This window comes from Cobetia sp. ICG0124, from assembly GCF_004006355.1.
GTDB classification, from domain to species: Bacteria; Pseudomonadota; Gammaproteobacteria; order Pseudomonadales; family Halomonadaceae; genus Cobetia; species Cobetia marina.
The window spans coordinates 94,418-110,445 of the sequence record NZ_CP024893.1 but is presented as its reverse complement, the minus strand read 5'-3'; the positions used below and the strand labels follow the sequence as shown (position 1 = coordinate 110,445).

The following is a 16,028-nucleotide window of genomic DNA, read 5'->3' as shown; positions in this document are numbered from 1 at the left end:
AGCGTCCCTGTGCAAAAGGGCACATTCTATCGGATTCATGGGCTTGCGAGCCAAGAACAACGACCAAAGTTCGGGGGCTTTTCACTCATTCCAGGGGGAGCAGCGCCATCCACCATAGCAAGGCACCGCACAATCCCCCCCAATACAGCCAGTTCAGTCCGATCTTCCGGTGCAGAAGGCGGCATGCCAGGGCGATGACCCCTAGATGCCCCAGCAGCATCAGGCTGGCGGCTCCTCCCAACTGTGCCTGAAGGGGCAAGGCAAGCGGGAGGGCGTAACCACCTAGCATGCCCAGCGCGGCCAGCCATGGGCCATGATGGCGGGCACGCTCCAGCGTCCACAGACTCAGCAGAGCCAACAGCACGAAGGTGACGAGTGGAGAAGCCAACGACAGCAGGTAGTGACCGGCCAATAGACTTGCTGCGGTGACCAGACTTCCCGCACCACTCACGGCTCCGGTCAAGCTGGGAGATTGCGTCGTGCGCCAACGTAGCCATTCAGCCAGCACGATCATGCCGATGCCGAAGCCCAGCCCCAGCGCCAGTCGCATGCCCGGCCCCAGCAGCCCCTGCTCAAGGGAGTAACCGACCAGCATCACGCCCGCCATGACCAGAGACAGGGCACCGACAAGTATCATCCAGTGCTCTTTTTCCTACGCACAAAGAGAACCGCCCCTGCAGCTGGGCTGCAGGGGCGGTTCAGTATAAGTGCCTGACGACACAAAGAGAACCGCCCCTGCAGCAAGGCTACATGGGCGGTTCAGTATAAGTGCCTGACGATGACCTACTCTCACATGGAGAAACTCCACACTACCATCGGCGCTAAGCGGTTTCACTTCCGAGTTCGGCATGGGATCGGGTGGTTCACGCTCGCTATGGTCGTCAGGCGAAACGGTGGCACCTTGCGGTGCCTGAGTCCCGAGGCTTGTGGCCTCGCGACTCGCAATATGAATCATGCGCAAACCCCTTGGGTGTTATATGGTCAAGCCTCACGGGCAATTAGTACTGGTTAGCTCAACACATTGCTGTGCTTCCACACCCAGCCTATCAACCTTGTAGTCTTCAAGGGCCCTTCAGGAGGCGCAAGGCCTCAGGGAAGTCTCATCTTGAAGGGGGCTTCCCGCTTAGATGCTTTCAGCGGTTATCCCGTCCGAACGTAGCTACCGGGCAATGCCATTGGCATGACAACCCGAACACCAGAGGTTCGTCCACTCCGGTCCTCTCGTACTAGGAGCAGCTCTTCTCAAACTTCCGACGCCCACGGCAGATAGGGACCGAACTGTCTCACGACGTTCTAAACCCAGCTCGCGTACCACTTTAAATGGCGAACAGCCATACCCTTGGGACCGACTTCAGCCCCAGGATGTGATGAGCCGACATCGAGGTGCCAAACACCGCCGTCGATGTGAACTCTTGGGCGGTATCAGCCTGTTATCCCCGGAGTACCTTTTATCCGTTGAGCGATGGCCCTTCCATACAGAACCACCGGATCACTAGAACCTACTTTCGTACCTGCTCGACGTGTCTGTCTCGCAGTCAAGCACCCTTATGCTCTTGCACTCAATGCACGATTTCCAACCGTGCTGAGGGTACCTTCGTGCTCCTCCGTTACTCTTTAGGAGGAGACCGCCCCAGTCAAACTACCCACCATACACTGTCCTCGATCCGGATAACGGACCTGAGTTAGAACGCCAATGATGTCAGGCTGGTATTTCAAGGTTGGCTCCACCGCATCTGGCGACGTGGTTTCAAAGCCTCCCAGCTATCCTACACAGACAACATCAGCATCCAGTGTAAAGCTATAGTAAAGGTTCACGGGGTCTTTCCGTCTAGCCGCGGGTACACAGCATCTTCACTGCGATTTCAATTTCACTGAGTCTCGGGTGGAGACAGCGTGGCCATCATTACGCCATTCGTGCAGGTCGGAACTTACCCGACAAGGAATTTCGCTACCTTAGGACCGTTATAGTTACGGCCGCCGTTTACCGGGGCTTCGATCAAGAGCTTCGGACGAATCCTAACCCCATCAATTAACCTTCCGGCACCGGGCAGGCGTCACACCCTATACGTCCGCTTGCGCGTTTGCAGAGTGCTGTGTTTTTAATAAACAGTTGCAGCCACCTGGTATCTTCGACCGGTAAGAGCTTACGGAGCAAGTCCTTCACTCGAACCGGTGCACCTTCTCCCGAAGTTACGGTGCCATTTTGCCTAGTTCCTTCACCCGAGTTCTCTCAAGCGCCTTGGTATTCTCTACCTGACCACCTGTGTCGGTTTGGGGTACGGTCGCATGTGATCTGAAGCTTAGAGGCTTTTCCTGGAAGCGTGGCATCGATGACTTCCTGACCGTAGTCAGTTCGTCTCGCATCTCGACCTCAGAGGAACCGGATTTGCCTGATTCCTCGGCCTACATGCTTTCACCAGGACAACCAACGCCTGGCTCACCTAGCCTTCTTCGTCCCCCCATCGCAACCACATCCGGTACGGGAATATTAACCCGTTTCCCATCGACTACGCGTTTCCGCCTCGCCTTAGGGGCCGACTCACTCTGCTCCGATTAACGTAGAACAGAAAACCTTGGTCTTCCGGCGGGGGAGTTTTTCACTCCCCTTATCGTTACTCATGTCAGCATTCGCACTCGTGATACCTCCAGCAGACTTCTCAATCCACCTTCATTGGCTTACACGACGCTCCTCTACCGCTCATCCATAAGGATGAACCCGTAGCTTCGGTACCTGATTTAGCCCCGTTATATCTTCCGCGCAGGCCGACTCGACTAGTGAGCTATTACGCTTTCTTTAAAGGATGGCTGCTTCTAAGCCAACCTCCTAGCTGTCTGAGCCTTCCCACATCGTTTCCCACTTAATCAGGATTTTGGGACCTTAGCTGACGGTCTGGGTTGTTTCCCTTTTCACAACGGACGTTAGCACCCGCTGTGTGTCTCCCACGCTGCACTCACTGGTATTCGGAGTTTGCCTCGGGTTGGTAAGTCGGGATGACCCCCTAGCCGAAACAGTGCTCTACCCCCAGCGGTGATACGTGAGGCGCTACCTAAATAGCTTTCGAGGAGAACCAGCTATCTCCGGGCTTGATTAGCCTTTCACTCCGATCCACAGCTCATCCCAGCATTTTTCAACATACTTGGGTTCGGGCCTCCAATTGATGTTACTCAATCTTCACCCTGGCCATGGATAGATCGCCCGGTTTCGGGTCTATACCCTGCGACTGGTCGCCCAGTTAAGACTCGCTTTCGCTACGCCTCCCCTATACGGTTAAGCTCGCCACAGAATATAAGTCGCTGACCCATTATACAAAAGGTACGCGGTCACACCACGAAGGTGCTCCCACTGCTTGTACGCATACGGTTTCAGGATCTATTTCACTCCCCTCGCCGGGGTTCTTTTCGCCTTTCCCTCACGGTACTGGTTCACTATCGGTCAGCCAGGAGTATTTAGCCTTGGAGGATGGTCCCCCCATGTTCAGTCAAGGTTTCTCGTGCCCCGACCTACTCGATTTCACGATACTCAGACTTCGACTACGGGACTATCACCCTGTATCGTCAAGCTTCCCAGCTTGTTCGTCTGTCAGTTGTATCGCTTAAGGGCTGGTCCCCGTTCGCTCGCCGCTACTTGGGGAATCTCGGTTGATTTCTTTTCCTCCGGGTACTTAGATGTTTCAGTTCCCCGGGTTTGCCTCTATAGGTTATGTATTGGCCTATAGATACTCACCTGATGGTGAGTGGGTTTCCCCATTCGGAAATCGTTGGGTCGCAGGGTATTTGCCACCTCGCCAACGCTTATCGCAGGCTATCACGTCCTTCATCGCCTCTGGCTGCCAAGGCATCCACCGTATGCGCTTAATCGCTTGACCATATAACCCCAAGGGGTCTGTCAAGGATTACGAATCTGCCGGACCTCTCCGACATATCGTTTTGATGGAGATGTGCTTGGCGCACATTCCATCGTCAGCATGATTCACATTGTTAAAGAGCGGCTGTTCAGAGAACAGTGAGAAGCGCGCTCTGTCGAGCACGCTTGCCACTGCCGGCTAAGCCAGCAATAAGATCAGGTAATTCGTTGTGAGCACTTGCCGCGAGCAGTAGACAGTGTCGATAAGGAGGTGATCCAGCCCCAGGTTCCCCTAGGGCTACCTTGTTACGACTTCACCCCAGTCATGAACCACACCGTGGTGATCGCCCTCCCGAAGGTTAGGCTAACCACTTCTGGTGCAGTCCACTCCCATGGTGTGACGGGCGGTGTGTACAAGGCCCGGGAACGTATTCACCGTGGCATTCTGATCCACGATTACTAGCGATTCCGACTTCATGGAGTCGAGTTGCAGACTCCAATCCGGACTGAGGCAAGCTTTATGGGATTGGCTCCACGTCGCCGTATTGCAACCCTTTGTACTTGCCATTGTAGCACGTGTGTAGCCCTACCCGTAAGGGCCATGATGACTTGACGTCGTCCCCACCTTCCTCCGGTTTGTCACCGGCAGTCTCCTTAGAGTTCCCGACATTACTCGCTGGCAAATAAGGATAGGGGTTGCGCTCGTTACGGGACTTAACCCAACATTTCACAACACGAGCTGACGACAGCCATGCAGCACCTGTCTCAGAGTTCCCGAAGGCACCAATCCATCTCTGGAAAGTCCTCTGGATGTCAAGGGTAGGTAAGGTTCTTCGCGTTGCATCGAATTAAACCACATGCTCCACCGCTTGTGCGGGCCCCCGTCAATTCATTTGAGTTTTAACCTTGCGGCCGTACTCCCCAGGCGGTCAACTTATTGCGTTAGCTGCGCCACTAAGTCCTCAAGGGACCCAACGGCTAGTTGACATCGTTTACGGCGTGGACTACCAGGGTATCTAATCCTGTTTGCTACCCACGCTTTCGCACCTCAGTGTCAGTGTCAGTCCAGAAGGCCGCCTTCGCCACTGGTATTCCTCCCGATCTCTACGCATTTCACCGCTACACCGGGAATTCTACCTTCCTCTCCTGCACTCTAGCCAAGCAGTTCCAGATGCCGTTCCCAGGTTGAGCCCGGGGCTTTCACACCTGGCTGACTTAGCCACCTACGCGCGCTTTACGCCCAGTAATTCCGATTAACGCTTGCACCCTCCGTATTACCGCGGCTGCTGGCACGGAGTTAGCCGGTGCTTCTTCTGCGAGTGATGTCTTTCCTCGGGAGTATTAATCCCGAAGCGTTCTTCCTCGCTGAAAGTGCTTTACAACCCGAAGGCCTTCTTCACACACGCGGCATGGCTGGATCAGGCTTTCGCCCATTGTCCAATATTCCCCACTGCTGCCTCCCGTAGGAGTCTGGGCCGTGTCTCAGTCCCAGTGTGGCTGATCATCCTCTCAGACCAGCTACGGATCGTCGCCTTGGTGAGCCGTTACCTCACCAACAAGCTAATCCGACATGGGCTCATCCGATAGCGCAAGGTCCGAAGATCCCCTGCTTTCTCCCGTAGGACGTATGCGGTATTAGCCTGAGTTTCCCCAGGTTGTCCCCCACTATCGGGCAGATTCCCATGCATTACTCACCCGTCCGCCGCTCGACGCCTTCTAGCAAGCTAGAATCGTTTCCGCTCGACTTGCATGTGTTAAGCCTGCCGCCAGCGTTCAATCTGAGCCATGATCAAACTCTTCAGTTGAAAGCTTGATAGTCTGTTAAGCAGACCAAACTTGGTTCAGAGTCAAACTTCTCGTGAGAGGCTTGCTCCGATATTTGGTGACCTTGTCACCACTCATCGGCAAGCGCTCACACGAATTACCTGATCAAATTTTTAAAGAGCGTCGCTGTTAAGCGAGGAGGCATATTCTATCCGGAACGCTTGAGAAGTCAAGCACTTGATGATGAGTCAATCGACTGCCTCTAAGCATCATCCAGCGGTGAGGAGCGTTGCTCGATCACCTGTTCCGTAAGGAGTGCGGCGTATTCTAGCGAATCGCCCGGGATTGTCAATCGATGATTTGGAAGCGGACTTCAAAAACATCAAATAAAACAATCACCTGCAAACCTCTTTCACCGCTGGTAACGCCATGCGTCCCCGGCAGCGGATGCGTACTTTACGCACGATTCGGGCTGAGCACAAGGGCTTTTTCAAGAGATTGTCATCACGCTGTCACGCTATCCTTGCCTTGATGCCGAGGCACGATCCACCAGGCCAAGAATCGACTGATAACTGAGCCCTGAGTGCTCACTCAGCCCTATCTCACAGGTGCGCGAGTTGGAGACACCATAGTCACAGTCGGCGACCACGTCCTTCAGCCCTTTCAGCGCCGAAGCATTGAGCTCCGGTGTCGCGAAGCCCTTGTCTCCCGCGAAACCACAGCAGGTGATCTCTTCCGGCACGACGATTTCGGTCGCACACTGGCGCGCCAGTGCCACGAAACGCTCCGCCAAGCCCATGCGAACACTGGAGCAGGTGACATGCACCGCGACTCTTGCCTTGAGCGGTGTGATCGAGAGGTGTGGCAATAGATAGTCGAGCACCAGCTGCACCGGCTCGACCAGCGTCAGCGATACCTCGAGATGTTCACGTGCGTAGGCCTGTGCCTGGGCGAGACACGGGCTGGTATCACAGAAGATCGGCAGACGCCCGCCATCACTCGCTTCCACCAGCGCGGCTGCCAACTCGGCGGCCTTGGCATCCCCGGCCTCGAACTGGCCCTTGGACTGGAAGGCCATTCCGCAGCACAGAGCATCCACTCCCTTGGGCAGAACGACTTCGAATCCCGCCTTGTCCATCAGGGCCAGCGCCATCTCGGTGGCGCTGCGCGGATCGATGTCGTCAGTGGCGACCCCGAAGACACGCGTAGCACAGGACGGAAAATAGACGACATGCCCATTGGGCGTCTCGTTGCGCCCCAATGGCTGCGCCAGACGCTTGAGATAGGGGCGCGGAGCGGCGCCTGGCATGCTGGGGGTCCATTGCTGCACCCTGTCGCCGGAGACCTTGCGTGCGGCCTGAGTCAGCCGTCGCATGTTGCGCGTACCGACCACACCATGCAGCCCATCTGCCAGGCGCAAGACACCGCGCATGCCACTGGTGACATGGGTGAAGTGCTCGCCGGCCCAGTGCGCCACCTTCACCTTGCCCGGATGATCGGCACCGGCGTTCTCCTCGTGGCGCAGACCGCGGATCAGATCCCCGGTATTGATGCCGACCGGACACTGGGTCGCACACAGACCATCTCCCGCGCAGGTCTCCATGCCTTGATAGGCGTAATCCTTCTTGAGCGCCGCCAGCTGAGCGCGCTGCCCGTCCGTCGGCATATCAAGGGCGGCGAGTCGTGCGATCTCACGCCGGATGACGATGCGCTGACGTGGAGTGAGGCTGAGATTCTTCGACGGACAGACCGACTCACAGAATCCGCACTCGATGCAGCGATCCACCAGCGGGTCTGCTGCCGGGAGAGGCTTGAGGTTCTCCAGATGCAGACGGGAATTGCGCGTCAGGATGACTTCCGGATTGAGCAGATTGTCCGGGTCGAAAGCCTCCTTGATACGCCACATCAGGGCGTAGGCCTCCTTGCCCCACTCAAGCTCTACATAAGGTGCCATGTTGCGACCGGTGCCATGCTCGGCCTTGAGCGAACCACCGTACTCCTGCCCCACCAGCCGTGCGACGTCATCCATCAATGCCTGATAGCGCTCCACCTCGCCTTCACGCTCGAAGCCCTGCGGGAAGACGAAATGCAGGTTGCCTTCCAGCGCGTGGCCGAACAGGATCGCCTGAGAGTAGCCATGACGCAGGAAGACCTCCGTCAGCGCCCCGACCCCTTCCGCCAGCCGCTCGACGGGGAAGGCGACATCCTCGATGATCACGGTGGTCCCCAGGTCACGCACCGCACCGACCGCCGGAAACAGCCCCTTGCGGATCTTCCAGTACAACGCATAGCGCTGCGCATCCTGGGTGAAGGCCCACGCTTCACAGGTCTCGATGCCTTCCAGCACGCGGGCGACCTCCGCCATGCGCGCCTCCAGCTCCTGCTGATGCGCGCCGCGCACATCCACCAGCAGCGCGACCGCCGCTTCCGGCAGGGTGCGCAGCACCTCCGGCATGCCCGGCGCGTCCTCGACGGAGCGCAGCGCCGCGCGGTCCATCAGCTCCACCGCCGCGACCGGCGCCGTCTTGAGCAGCATGGTGGCGCGACAGGCCGCATCGATGTTCGGGTAGTAGACCAGCGCCGCCGCCTTGTGCGACTCCTCGATCACCGTGCGATAGGTGATCGAGGCGATGAAGCCCAGCGTGCCTTCCGAGCCGATCATCAGATGCTTGAGGATCTCGAGACCATCGGCATAGTCGACCAGCGCATTGAGGCTGTAGCCGGTCGTGTTCTTGAGGCGGTACTTGTGGCGGATGCGCTCCGCCAGTTCAGGGTCCGCCCGCACATCGCAGGCCATCCTTTCCAACGCTGCCAGCAGGCCAGCGTGGCTTGCACGGAAGGCCTGTACGCTCTTCGGCACCGCCGTATCCAGGCAGGTGCCATCGGCGAGAATGACGCGAATGTCCTCCACGGTGCGATAACTGTTGTGTGCCGTGCCGCAGCACATGCCGGAGGCGTTGTTGGCCGCGATGCCACCGATCATGCAGCTGTTGATGGAGGCCGGGTCCGGGCCGATCTTGCGCCCGAAGGGGGCCAGCAATTGATTGGCACGCGCGCCGATCACCCCCGGCTGCAGACGGATGCGACTGCCCTGTTCCAGCACCTGCGCCCCACGCCACTCACCGCCCAGCTGGATGAGCACCGAATCCGTCAGCGCCTGACCGGACAGCGACGTCCCGGCCGCCCGGAAGGTTACCGGCAGCTTGCGCGCCCGACACTCGCGCAGCACATGTCCCAGCTCCTGCTCGTCATGCACGCGCACCACCAGCTGCGGCACCAGACGATAGAAGCTGGCATCCGTGCCGTAGGCCAGCGTCCGCAACGCGTCGTGAATCAAGCGCTCAGCGGGAAGGTGCAATGCCAGCGCCTCGCGCAATGCCAGATAGGCAGCTGCACGCTCAGTCGCCGATGGGGTCTCGCTCAAGGCATCTCGTGCAATGGCGTCAGGAGCAGTCATGGCAGCAATGGGTCACTCAGGCCAAGCAAGTGGAACGCCAGCAAGCCAAGCACGCCAGAAGCCAATAGATAGTAAGCCGTCGGAATCGCCGTCATGCGCAGGGTGCGTCCCTCACGCCCCAGCAGGCCGACGGTCGCCGAGGCCGCCACCACATTGTGGATGGCGATCATGTTGCCGGCCGCCGCCCCGACCGCCTGCAGCGCCACCATCAGCGCTCCCGACAGCCCGAGCTGGGCAGCGACATTGAACTGGAACTGGGACAGCATCATGTTCGAGACCGTGTTGGAGCCGGCGATGAAGGCCCCCAGCGCGCCGATGCCGGACGCGAACAGCGGATACGCCTGACCGAGACTGTCGGCCACCACGTTCGCCATCACCACCGGCATCGAGGCCAGGTCGTTCAGATTGACGCCGGAGTTGATCAGGATGCGCACCATGGGAATGGTGAACACCAGCACGAATCCGGCCCCGACCAGCGTGCGCCAGGATTCACTGGCCGCCGCCACCAGCTGACGCGTCTGCATGCGATGCAGCATCAGGGTGATCAGTGCCACGAAGACCATGATGCCGCCCGGCAGGTAGAGCGGTTGTATCGACCCCGACACACCGCTGGCCCCCAGCAGGTCCGTGGCACTGAACTGCACGCTGACCAGCCACGCCTTGACGTCGCCCGACACGCGCGAGGCGACCAGCAGCAGCGCGATCAGGCCATAGGGCAGCCATGCCAGCCACAGTGGTAGAGGACGTCTGCCGGCGGCGGCCATCTCGACCTCATCACGCTCCAGCGTCAGGTCGCCCAGCCAATGCCTGGGCCATTCGGCCTCGGGCGGAAAGTCCCAGCTGTCCTTCGGCAGCAGAAAACCGACACGCGCCGCCGGTACCACGATGATCAGGCCGACCAGGGCACCGATCAGTGACGGGAATTCCGGGCCGAGGAAGACTCCCGCCGCCACGTAGGGCAGCGTGAAGCACAGCCCGGCGAACAGCGCGAACGGTGCGATCGACAGCCCTTCACTCCAGCGTTTCTTCGCGCCGAAGAAGCGCGTCATCATCACGGTCATGAACAGCGGCATCAGCAGGCCGACGATGCCATGCACGATGGCGACTTCCGAGGTGATCAGCTGCAGGAAGGCCTCCCAGCTGGAATGATTCGCCAGCAGCTGCTCGCTGAGGCTGGTCTTGTCGAGGCCTGCGTTCACGCCGATCACGATCGGCGTGCCCACCGCACCGAATGATACCGGCGTCGACTGGATCATCATGCCCACCATCACCGCCCCCAGCGCCGGGAAGCCGATGGCGACCAGCAGCGGCGCCGCGATGGCCGCAGGCGTCCCGAAGCCGGAAGCGCCCTCGATGAAGCTGCCGAACAGCCAGGCGATGATGATCGCCTGTACGCGCCGATCCGGGCTGATGGTGGTGAAGGCACCGCGGATCACCGCGATCGCCCCGGAATGCTTGAGGGTGTTGAGCAGGAAGATGGCGCCGAAGATGATCCACAGCACCGAGACGGTGACCATCAATCCCTGCAGCGTGGAGGCCAGAATGCGCGTCAGCGACATCTGCCACACGAAATAGCCGATGGCAGCGGTGACGAGGAAGACCAATGGCATGGCGCGGCGCGCGGGCCATTGCAGGCCGACGAGCAGGATGCCCGCCAGCAGAATGGGGGCAAAGGCCAGCAAGGCCAGGAGGGGCTCGGACATGACGGAAACTCCGCAGGCGAATTGTTGTGATTGTTGTCGGGCACAGCAGTGAAGCACTCGGGGTTGCAGCACTCGGCGCCACCTTTCACTCCTGCCGCAAGGACACTTCCATGCGTTACGCCCCCGTCCGCCAACCCCGTATCGCCGATGTGCTCACCGAGCGCCTCGAGAGCATGATTCTCGAAGGCAGTCTGAAGCCCGGTGAGCGGCTTCCTCCGGAGCGCACCCTCGCCGAGCAGTTCGAGGTCTCGCGACCGTCCGTACGGGAAGCCATCCAGAAGCTGGCGGCGCGCGGGCTTTTGACCTCACGTCAGGGTGGCGGCACCTACGTGTCCGAAGAGTTGGCGCGCGCCTGGTCCGACCCGCTCAGTGCGCTGCTGGGTCGGCACTCCGAGTTCAATCTCGACCTGCTGGAGTTTCGCGACGCCCTGGAAGGCATCAGCGCCTATTACGCTGCCATGCGCTCCACTCCGGCCGACAAGGAGATGCTGCGTCAATGCTTCGAGACGCTGGAGAAGAGTTTCGAGGGACGTGACCCGGAACTGGAAGCCGGCGCGGATGCCGCCTTCCACCTCGCCATCGCCGAGGCCGCACACAACGTGGTGCTGCTGCACTCGATGCGCAGCCTGTTCCAGTTGCTGGAGAAGAGCATCGTGGCCAACCTGCGCCACCTGTTCGAGAAGCCGGAATCGCGTCCGCGCCTGATCCAGCAGCACCGCACCCTGTTCGAGGCGATCATGGAAGGACGCGCCGAGGACGCCCGCAACGCGGCCCACGAGCACCTGGTGTTCGTCGAGGATTCACTGCTGGAGCTGGAGCGCGCCGAAACCCGTGCACAGCGTGCCCTGCGCCGTGCACAGGCCATGCCGGAGCGCTGAGGGTGCTGAGCCCTTGCCCAGGAAGGCCTGCCGATGAAGGACACGCGTCTGCCTCACCACTGGCGTCTGCTGCTGGCGATCGTGCTACCGATCGGTCTGATGCTGTGCGTCTGGCAGGCGGTGGCCGTCGCGCGCAGCCAGTCACTCGAGCGCCTGACCCATGAAGCAGACAACGAGTTGCGCCTGACCGCCGCCAGCCTGCGTGGTCAACTGAGTCAGCATGCCTACCTGCCACGGCTGGTCGCCGAGAACGATCAGCTGCGCGCTTTCCTTGATGCCCCCGATGACCCCAGCGCCGAGATGGCACTCAATCAACGGCTGGATCGCATGCGCGCGCTCGCGAAGGTGTCCGACCTCTACCTGGTCAACGACGTCGGCACCACCATCGCCGCCAGCAACTGGCGCTCGGCATCCACCTTCATCGGCCAGAACTATCGCTTCCGCCCCTACTGGAAGGACGCCATCGATGGCGGCGAAGCACGCTTCTACGGGCTGGGGACCAGTTCCGGCGAGCGTGGCTACTTCTTCAGCGCCAGCGTGGTGAGTCCCCGCGGGCGGCGCGGCGTGGTGGTGGCCAAGGTGCAGATCGCCGCGCTGGAAGCGGCATGGCTGGATCAGAATGCCGACATCATGGTCACCGACCCGCACGGCGTGATCTTCATCGCCAGTCAGCCCGACCGGGTACTGCGCACGCTGGACCCCCTCAGTGACGAGACCCGCAACCGGCTGCTCGACACCCAGCGCTATGCCAATCAACGCCTGCGCCCCCTGCGGCTCTATCACCGTGAAGCCTTGTCCGATCTGTCGACCACGGTCGAGCTGCTGCAACTGACGCCGGGCGATCTCTGGCAGCACGCCTGGTTGAGCCTGTCACGCCCGCTGCCGGACATCGGCTGGCGCCTGCATGTGCTCAAGCCCCTGGCCCCGCTGCGCGGCAGCATCTGGCAAGCCGCCGGACTGGCCGCCGGTGGCTACGTACTGCTGTGCCTGCTGGCGGGGCTGGGCTGGCAACGGCTGCGCATCCTGCGCGAGCGGCGTCTGTTCGCCGAACGTGAACGACAGTCGCTCGCCGCCAGTCAGCAACGGGTGCGGGGCATCATCGACCGCACTCAGGCGGGGCTGTGCATCCTCGATGAACGTGCTCACCTGGTGTACCTCAATCCTACCGCCGTGGCGCTGTTCGGTTCGCCCTTGAGCGCCGATGCCTCACGGGACGACAGCCCCCGGCAGCCCAGCGCACGCGAAGGGCGTGACCTGCGCGAACTGTTCCTGCCGGCCGAGCGTGCGCTGCTGGACCACCTGACCCGCCCCCGCCCGATCGGGCCGCTGGAAGTGCATGGCCTGCGCAGCGGAGTGGCCGTGCCGCTGGAGCTGTCCTGCGCCCCGCTACCGAGCCCCAATGGCCCGCGCTGGCTGGTGACGGTCTTCGATGTCAGCGAGCGGCGCGCCCAGGCCGAGGCCCTCGCCCAGGCACGCGATGCCTTCGAGCAACGCGTGGTCGAGCGCACCCGTGACCTCGCTGCCAGCAATGCGCGCCTGAGCGCGGAAGTCGAGGAGCGTACCCGCGCCGAGCGTGAGCTGCGCGCGACCCGCGATGAACTGATCCAGACCGCCAAGCTGGCAGTGCTTGGCGAGCTGGCCGCCGGCATCAACCACGAGCTCAACCAGCCACTGGCCGCCATCCGCGCCTATGCCGAGAATGCCAGCGCCTTCCTCGCCCGTGCCCAGACACCTCAGGTCGAGAGCAACCTGCGCCAGATCACCGAGCTGACCCAGCGCATGGGCGAGATCAGCGCCCAGCTGCGCCAGTTCTCGCGCAAGAGTGGTGACCGCCTGGAAGCGGTCGACCTCGCCACCAGTCTCGACTATGCCCTGCGCCTGCTGCAGCCACGCCGTGATGCCCAGGCAGTCGACATCACGCGTGAGCAGAGCACCGCCCTGCCCAGGGTGCGCGCCGAACCGGTACGCCTCGAGCAGGTACTGGTCAATCTGCTCAGCAATGCACTGGATGCGCTGGGCGACAGGCCGTCAGCGCCAGCCTGCCTCCAGCTGAACCTGCATGAACGAGCCGGCAGTGAAGGCACGCAAGTGGTGCTGGAAGTGCATGACAACGGCCCGGGGCTTGCGCCAGCCCAGCTGACACGGGTCTTCGAACCCTTCTATACCCAGCGCGCCGATGGCAAGGGACTGGGACTGGGGCTGTCGATCAGCGCGCGTATCGTGGCGGATCTCGGCGGCACCCTCGAGGCGCATCCCTCACCGCTGGGGGGCGCACTGTTCCGACTGACGCTGCCGGCGTCGGGCACGCCCTCACAGCCCCTTTCCCCACGCCCTCACAGCCCCTTTCCCCATCCGCCGCCGCCAATTCACAGGAGCCGTCATGAGTGATGTCACGAATGCTGACATGCAGGTGCTGGTCGTGGATGACGAACCACATCTACGCGACAGCCTGAGCCAGAGCCTGATGCTGGCCGATTACCTCACCCGGCCGCTGGCCAGTGCCGAGGAAGCGCTTGAGATCCTGAACACCGAAGCCCCCTTCGAAGGCGTGGTGATCACCGACATCCGCATGCCGGGCATGGATGGTCTGAGCCTGCTGCGCGCTGCCCGTGAGCTGGATGACGAGCTGCCGGTGATCGTGATGACAGGGCATGGCGATGTCGATACCGCCGTCTCCGCCATGCAGGGCGGCGCCTGGGACTTCATCGAGAAACCCTTCGATCGTGAGCGGCTGCTGGACGGGGTGCGGCGTGCGGTGGCCGCCAGGCGTCTGGCGCTGGAGAACCGCTCACTGCGCGAGCAGCTGGATACCCAGCGCAACAGCGCCGGGCCACGTCTGGTCGGCAGCAGCGAGGTGATTCAGCGCCTGGATGCCCAGGTCTCACGGCTGGCGGCGGTGGATGCCGATACCCTGCTGTACGGCGAGACCGGAGCCGGCAAGGATCGCGTGGCCCGCTGTCTCCACGAGCGCAGTCTCCGTGCCAGCAAGCCCTTCGTGGCACTCAATTGTGGCGGCATGCCGGAGACGTTGATCGAGTCGGAGCTGTTCGGCCACGAGAAGGGGGCCTTTACCGGCGCCAGCGAGCGCCGGATCGGCAAGCTGGAACACGCCGACGGCGGCACCCTGTTTCTCGATGAGATCGAGTCCATGCCGATGTCGTTGCAGATCAAGCTGTTGCGTGTCCTCCAGGAGCGCAGTATCGAGCGACTGGGCAGCAATACACCGCGCCCCATCGACATCCGCGTCATCGCGGCCACCAAGCGTGACCTGCGTGAAGCGGCCAGCGCCGGCGACTTTCGTGAAGACCTCTACTACCGCCTGAACGTCGTCACGCTGTATCTGCCGCCACTGCGTGAGCATCGCGAGGATATCCTGCAGCTGTTTCGACACTTCGCCATTCTGGCCAGCGAGCGCACCAGTCTGGAGGTTCCGCCGCTGGATTCGCGTACGCTGCAGGCGCTGCTCGACCATGACTGGCCAGGCAATGTGCGTGAGCTGAGAAACTGTGCGGAGCGTCATGTGCTGCTGGGGGGACTGGAGGGCAATATCGGCGACAGCATGGCGGAGGGGCAGCCGTCGTGTCAGACACCGGCCATCAGGCGAGACAGGCTGGCGCCGAAGACGGACAGCGGTCCCTGCAGGTGCATGATGTCCACCAGCACCGCCAGCGGCGGTAGCCAGGGAGTCATCGCGGCGATCACCGCCACCATCGCCAGCGAGTTGCCCGGCTCGCGGTAATCGAACAGCTTGAAGGCAGTGCCGAAACTCTTCTTGAGACGCGCTCCGACCATGTCGACGCTGTACATCTCATCCAGCAACAGATGGATCATGGCGCCGAACAACAGGGCGGCGCCCTGCCACCAGGCCTGCTCCTCGCTCTGGCCGAGCAGATGCAGACTGGCGGCCGTCACGCCCAGCGAGCACAGCAATGAGGCCAGCAGGGAATGCCAGATGCCGCGATGGACGGTGAAACGCTTGAAGATGGCGCTGGCCACATAGCGCACGCCCAGATAGGTCGCGCCGCCCGCCATCATCAGCGGCCCCGCCAGCAGGCGGTCCTGCAGCAGCAGCACGCAGGCCATGGTCGCCAGCACCGCAAACAGCGTGAACAGGATACGGATGGCGCGCGAGTTGTCGGAGTCGATGTCCGGCAGGATGCCACCGAAGGTCGTCAGGCTCGCCAGCGGCACACCCTCCGCCAGTGACCACAGGCCGCCTTGCCAGCCGGCCGCCGCCACGATACCGCCGGCAAAGGCTGCCACGGTGATATGGGTACGAAAATTGGCCATGAGATACGGGTCGCGAGCCCTCGACGATGTCACTGGACCAGTCACCACACACTGGCACTGGATATATGTCCAGATTATGACGCAAGCATTTC

At 61.3% G+C, this 16,028-nt stretch carries 6 protein-coding genes, 3 rRNA genes and 1 pseudogene; 3 read left to right on the top strand and 7 right to left on the bottom strand.

Annotation, left to right across the window (positions count from 1 at the left end; translation table 11 throughout):
• Nucleotides 1-85: 85 nt before the first annotated feature.
• From CU110_RS00495 to CU110_RS00470, 6 genes are all read right to left on the bottom strand, one after another.
• Entirely contained in the window at nucleotides 86-637 is a 552-nt protein-coding gene (locus tag CU110_RS00495) for a DUF2339 domain-containing protein (protein WP_127734311.1), read from the bottom strand.
• 133 nt (nucleotides 638-770) lie between these two features.
• Nucleotides 771-886: ribosomal RNA gene (rrf, locus tag CU110_RS00490) — 5S ribosomal RNA — on the bottom strand.
• Between the two features lie 91 nt (nucleotides 887-977).
• Nucleotides 978-3,866, bottom strand: a 23S ribosomal RNA gene (locus CU110_RS00485).
• Nucleotides 3,867-4,108: 242 nt separating this feature from the next.
• Nucleotides 4,109-5,649: ribosomal RNA gene (locus tag CU110_RS00480) — 16S ribosomal RNA — on the bottom strand.
• The 16S, 23S and 5S rRNA genes sit together here, the layout of an rRNA operon.
• A gap of 476 nt (nucleotides 5,650-6,125) precedes the next feature.
• Entirely contained in the window at nucleotides 6,126-9,032 is a 2,907-nt protein-coding gene (locus tag CU110_RS00475; protein ID WP_240665431.1) for an FAD-binding and (Fe-S)-binding domain-containing protein, read from the bottom strand.
• A 29-nt stretch (nucleotides 9,033-9,061) separates the two neighbouring features.
• A complete protein-coding gene (locus CU110_RS00470) occupies nucleotides 9,062-10,768 on the bottom strand; it encodes an L-lactate permease (protein WP_127734309.1) in 1,707 nt (568 codons plus the stop codon).
• Between the two features lie 110 nt (nucleotides 10,769-10,878).
• Between CU110_RS00470 and CU110_RS00465 the strand changes: the two genes are divergently transcribed.
• Genes CU110_RS00465 through CU110_RS00455 form a run of 3 tightly spaced genes read left to right on the top strand, consistent with a single transcriptional unit; the run spans nucleotide 10,879 to nucleotide 15,385 of the window.
• Nucleotides 10,879-11,646 (top strand): FCD domain-containing protein, encoded by a 768-nt coding sequence (locus tag CU110_RS00465; protein ID WP_077379971.1) that lies wholly within the window; start codon nucleotides 10,879-10,881, stop codon nucleotides 11,644-11,646.
• Nucleotides 11,647-11,679: 33 nt separating this feature from the next.
• Nucleotides 11,680-14,034, top strand: coding sequence for an ATP-binding protein (locus tag CU110_RS00460; RefSeq protein WP_164850233.1), 2,355 nt, complete (start codon nucleotides 11,680-11,682; stop codon nucleotides 14,032-14,034).
• A complete protein-coding gene (locus CU110_RS00455; protein WP_127734307.1) occupies nucleotides 14,027-15,385 on the top strand; it encodes a sigma-54 dependent transcriptional regulator in 1,359 nt (452 codons plus the stop codon). The genes CU110_RS00460 and CU110_RS00455 overlap by 8 nt, the downstream gene beginning before the upstream one ends.
• On the opposite strand, the pseudogene CU110_RS16380 reads toward CU110_RS00455, so the two are convergent.
• Nucleotides 15,274-15,936 (bottom strand): annotated as a pseudogene (locus CU110_RS16380) (metal-dependent hydrolase); the annotation flags it as partial. The gene CU110_RS00455 and the pseudogene CU110_RS16380 overlap by 112 nt on opposite strands.
• Nucleotides 15,937-16,028 lie beyond the last annotated feature (92 nt).

Coding starts and splice junctions, on each gene's coding strand:
- CU110_RS00465 (WP_077379971.1), top strand. CDS start 10,879: ATGCGTTACGCCCCCGTCCGCCAACCCCGTATCGCCGATGTGCTCACC.
- CU110_RS00495 (WP_127734311.1), bottom strand. CDS start 637: ATGATACTTGTCGGTGCCCTGTCTCTGGTCATGGCGGGCGTGATGCTG.
- CU110_RS00470 (WP_127734309.1), bottom strand. CDS start 10,768: ATGTCCGAGCCCCTCCTGGCCTTGCTGGCCTTTGCCCCCATTCTGCTG.
- CU110_RS00455 (WP_127734307.1), top strand. CDS start 14,027: ATGAGTGATGTCACGAATGCTGACATGCAGGTGCTGGTCGTGGATGAC.
- CU110_RS00460 (WP_164850233.1), top strand. CDS start 11,680: ATGAAGGACACGCGTCTGCCTCACCACTGGCGTCTGCTGCTGGCGATC.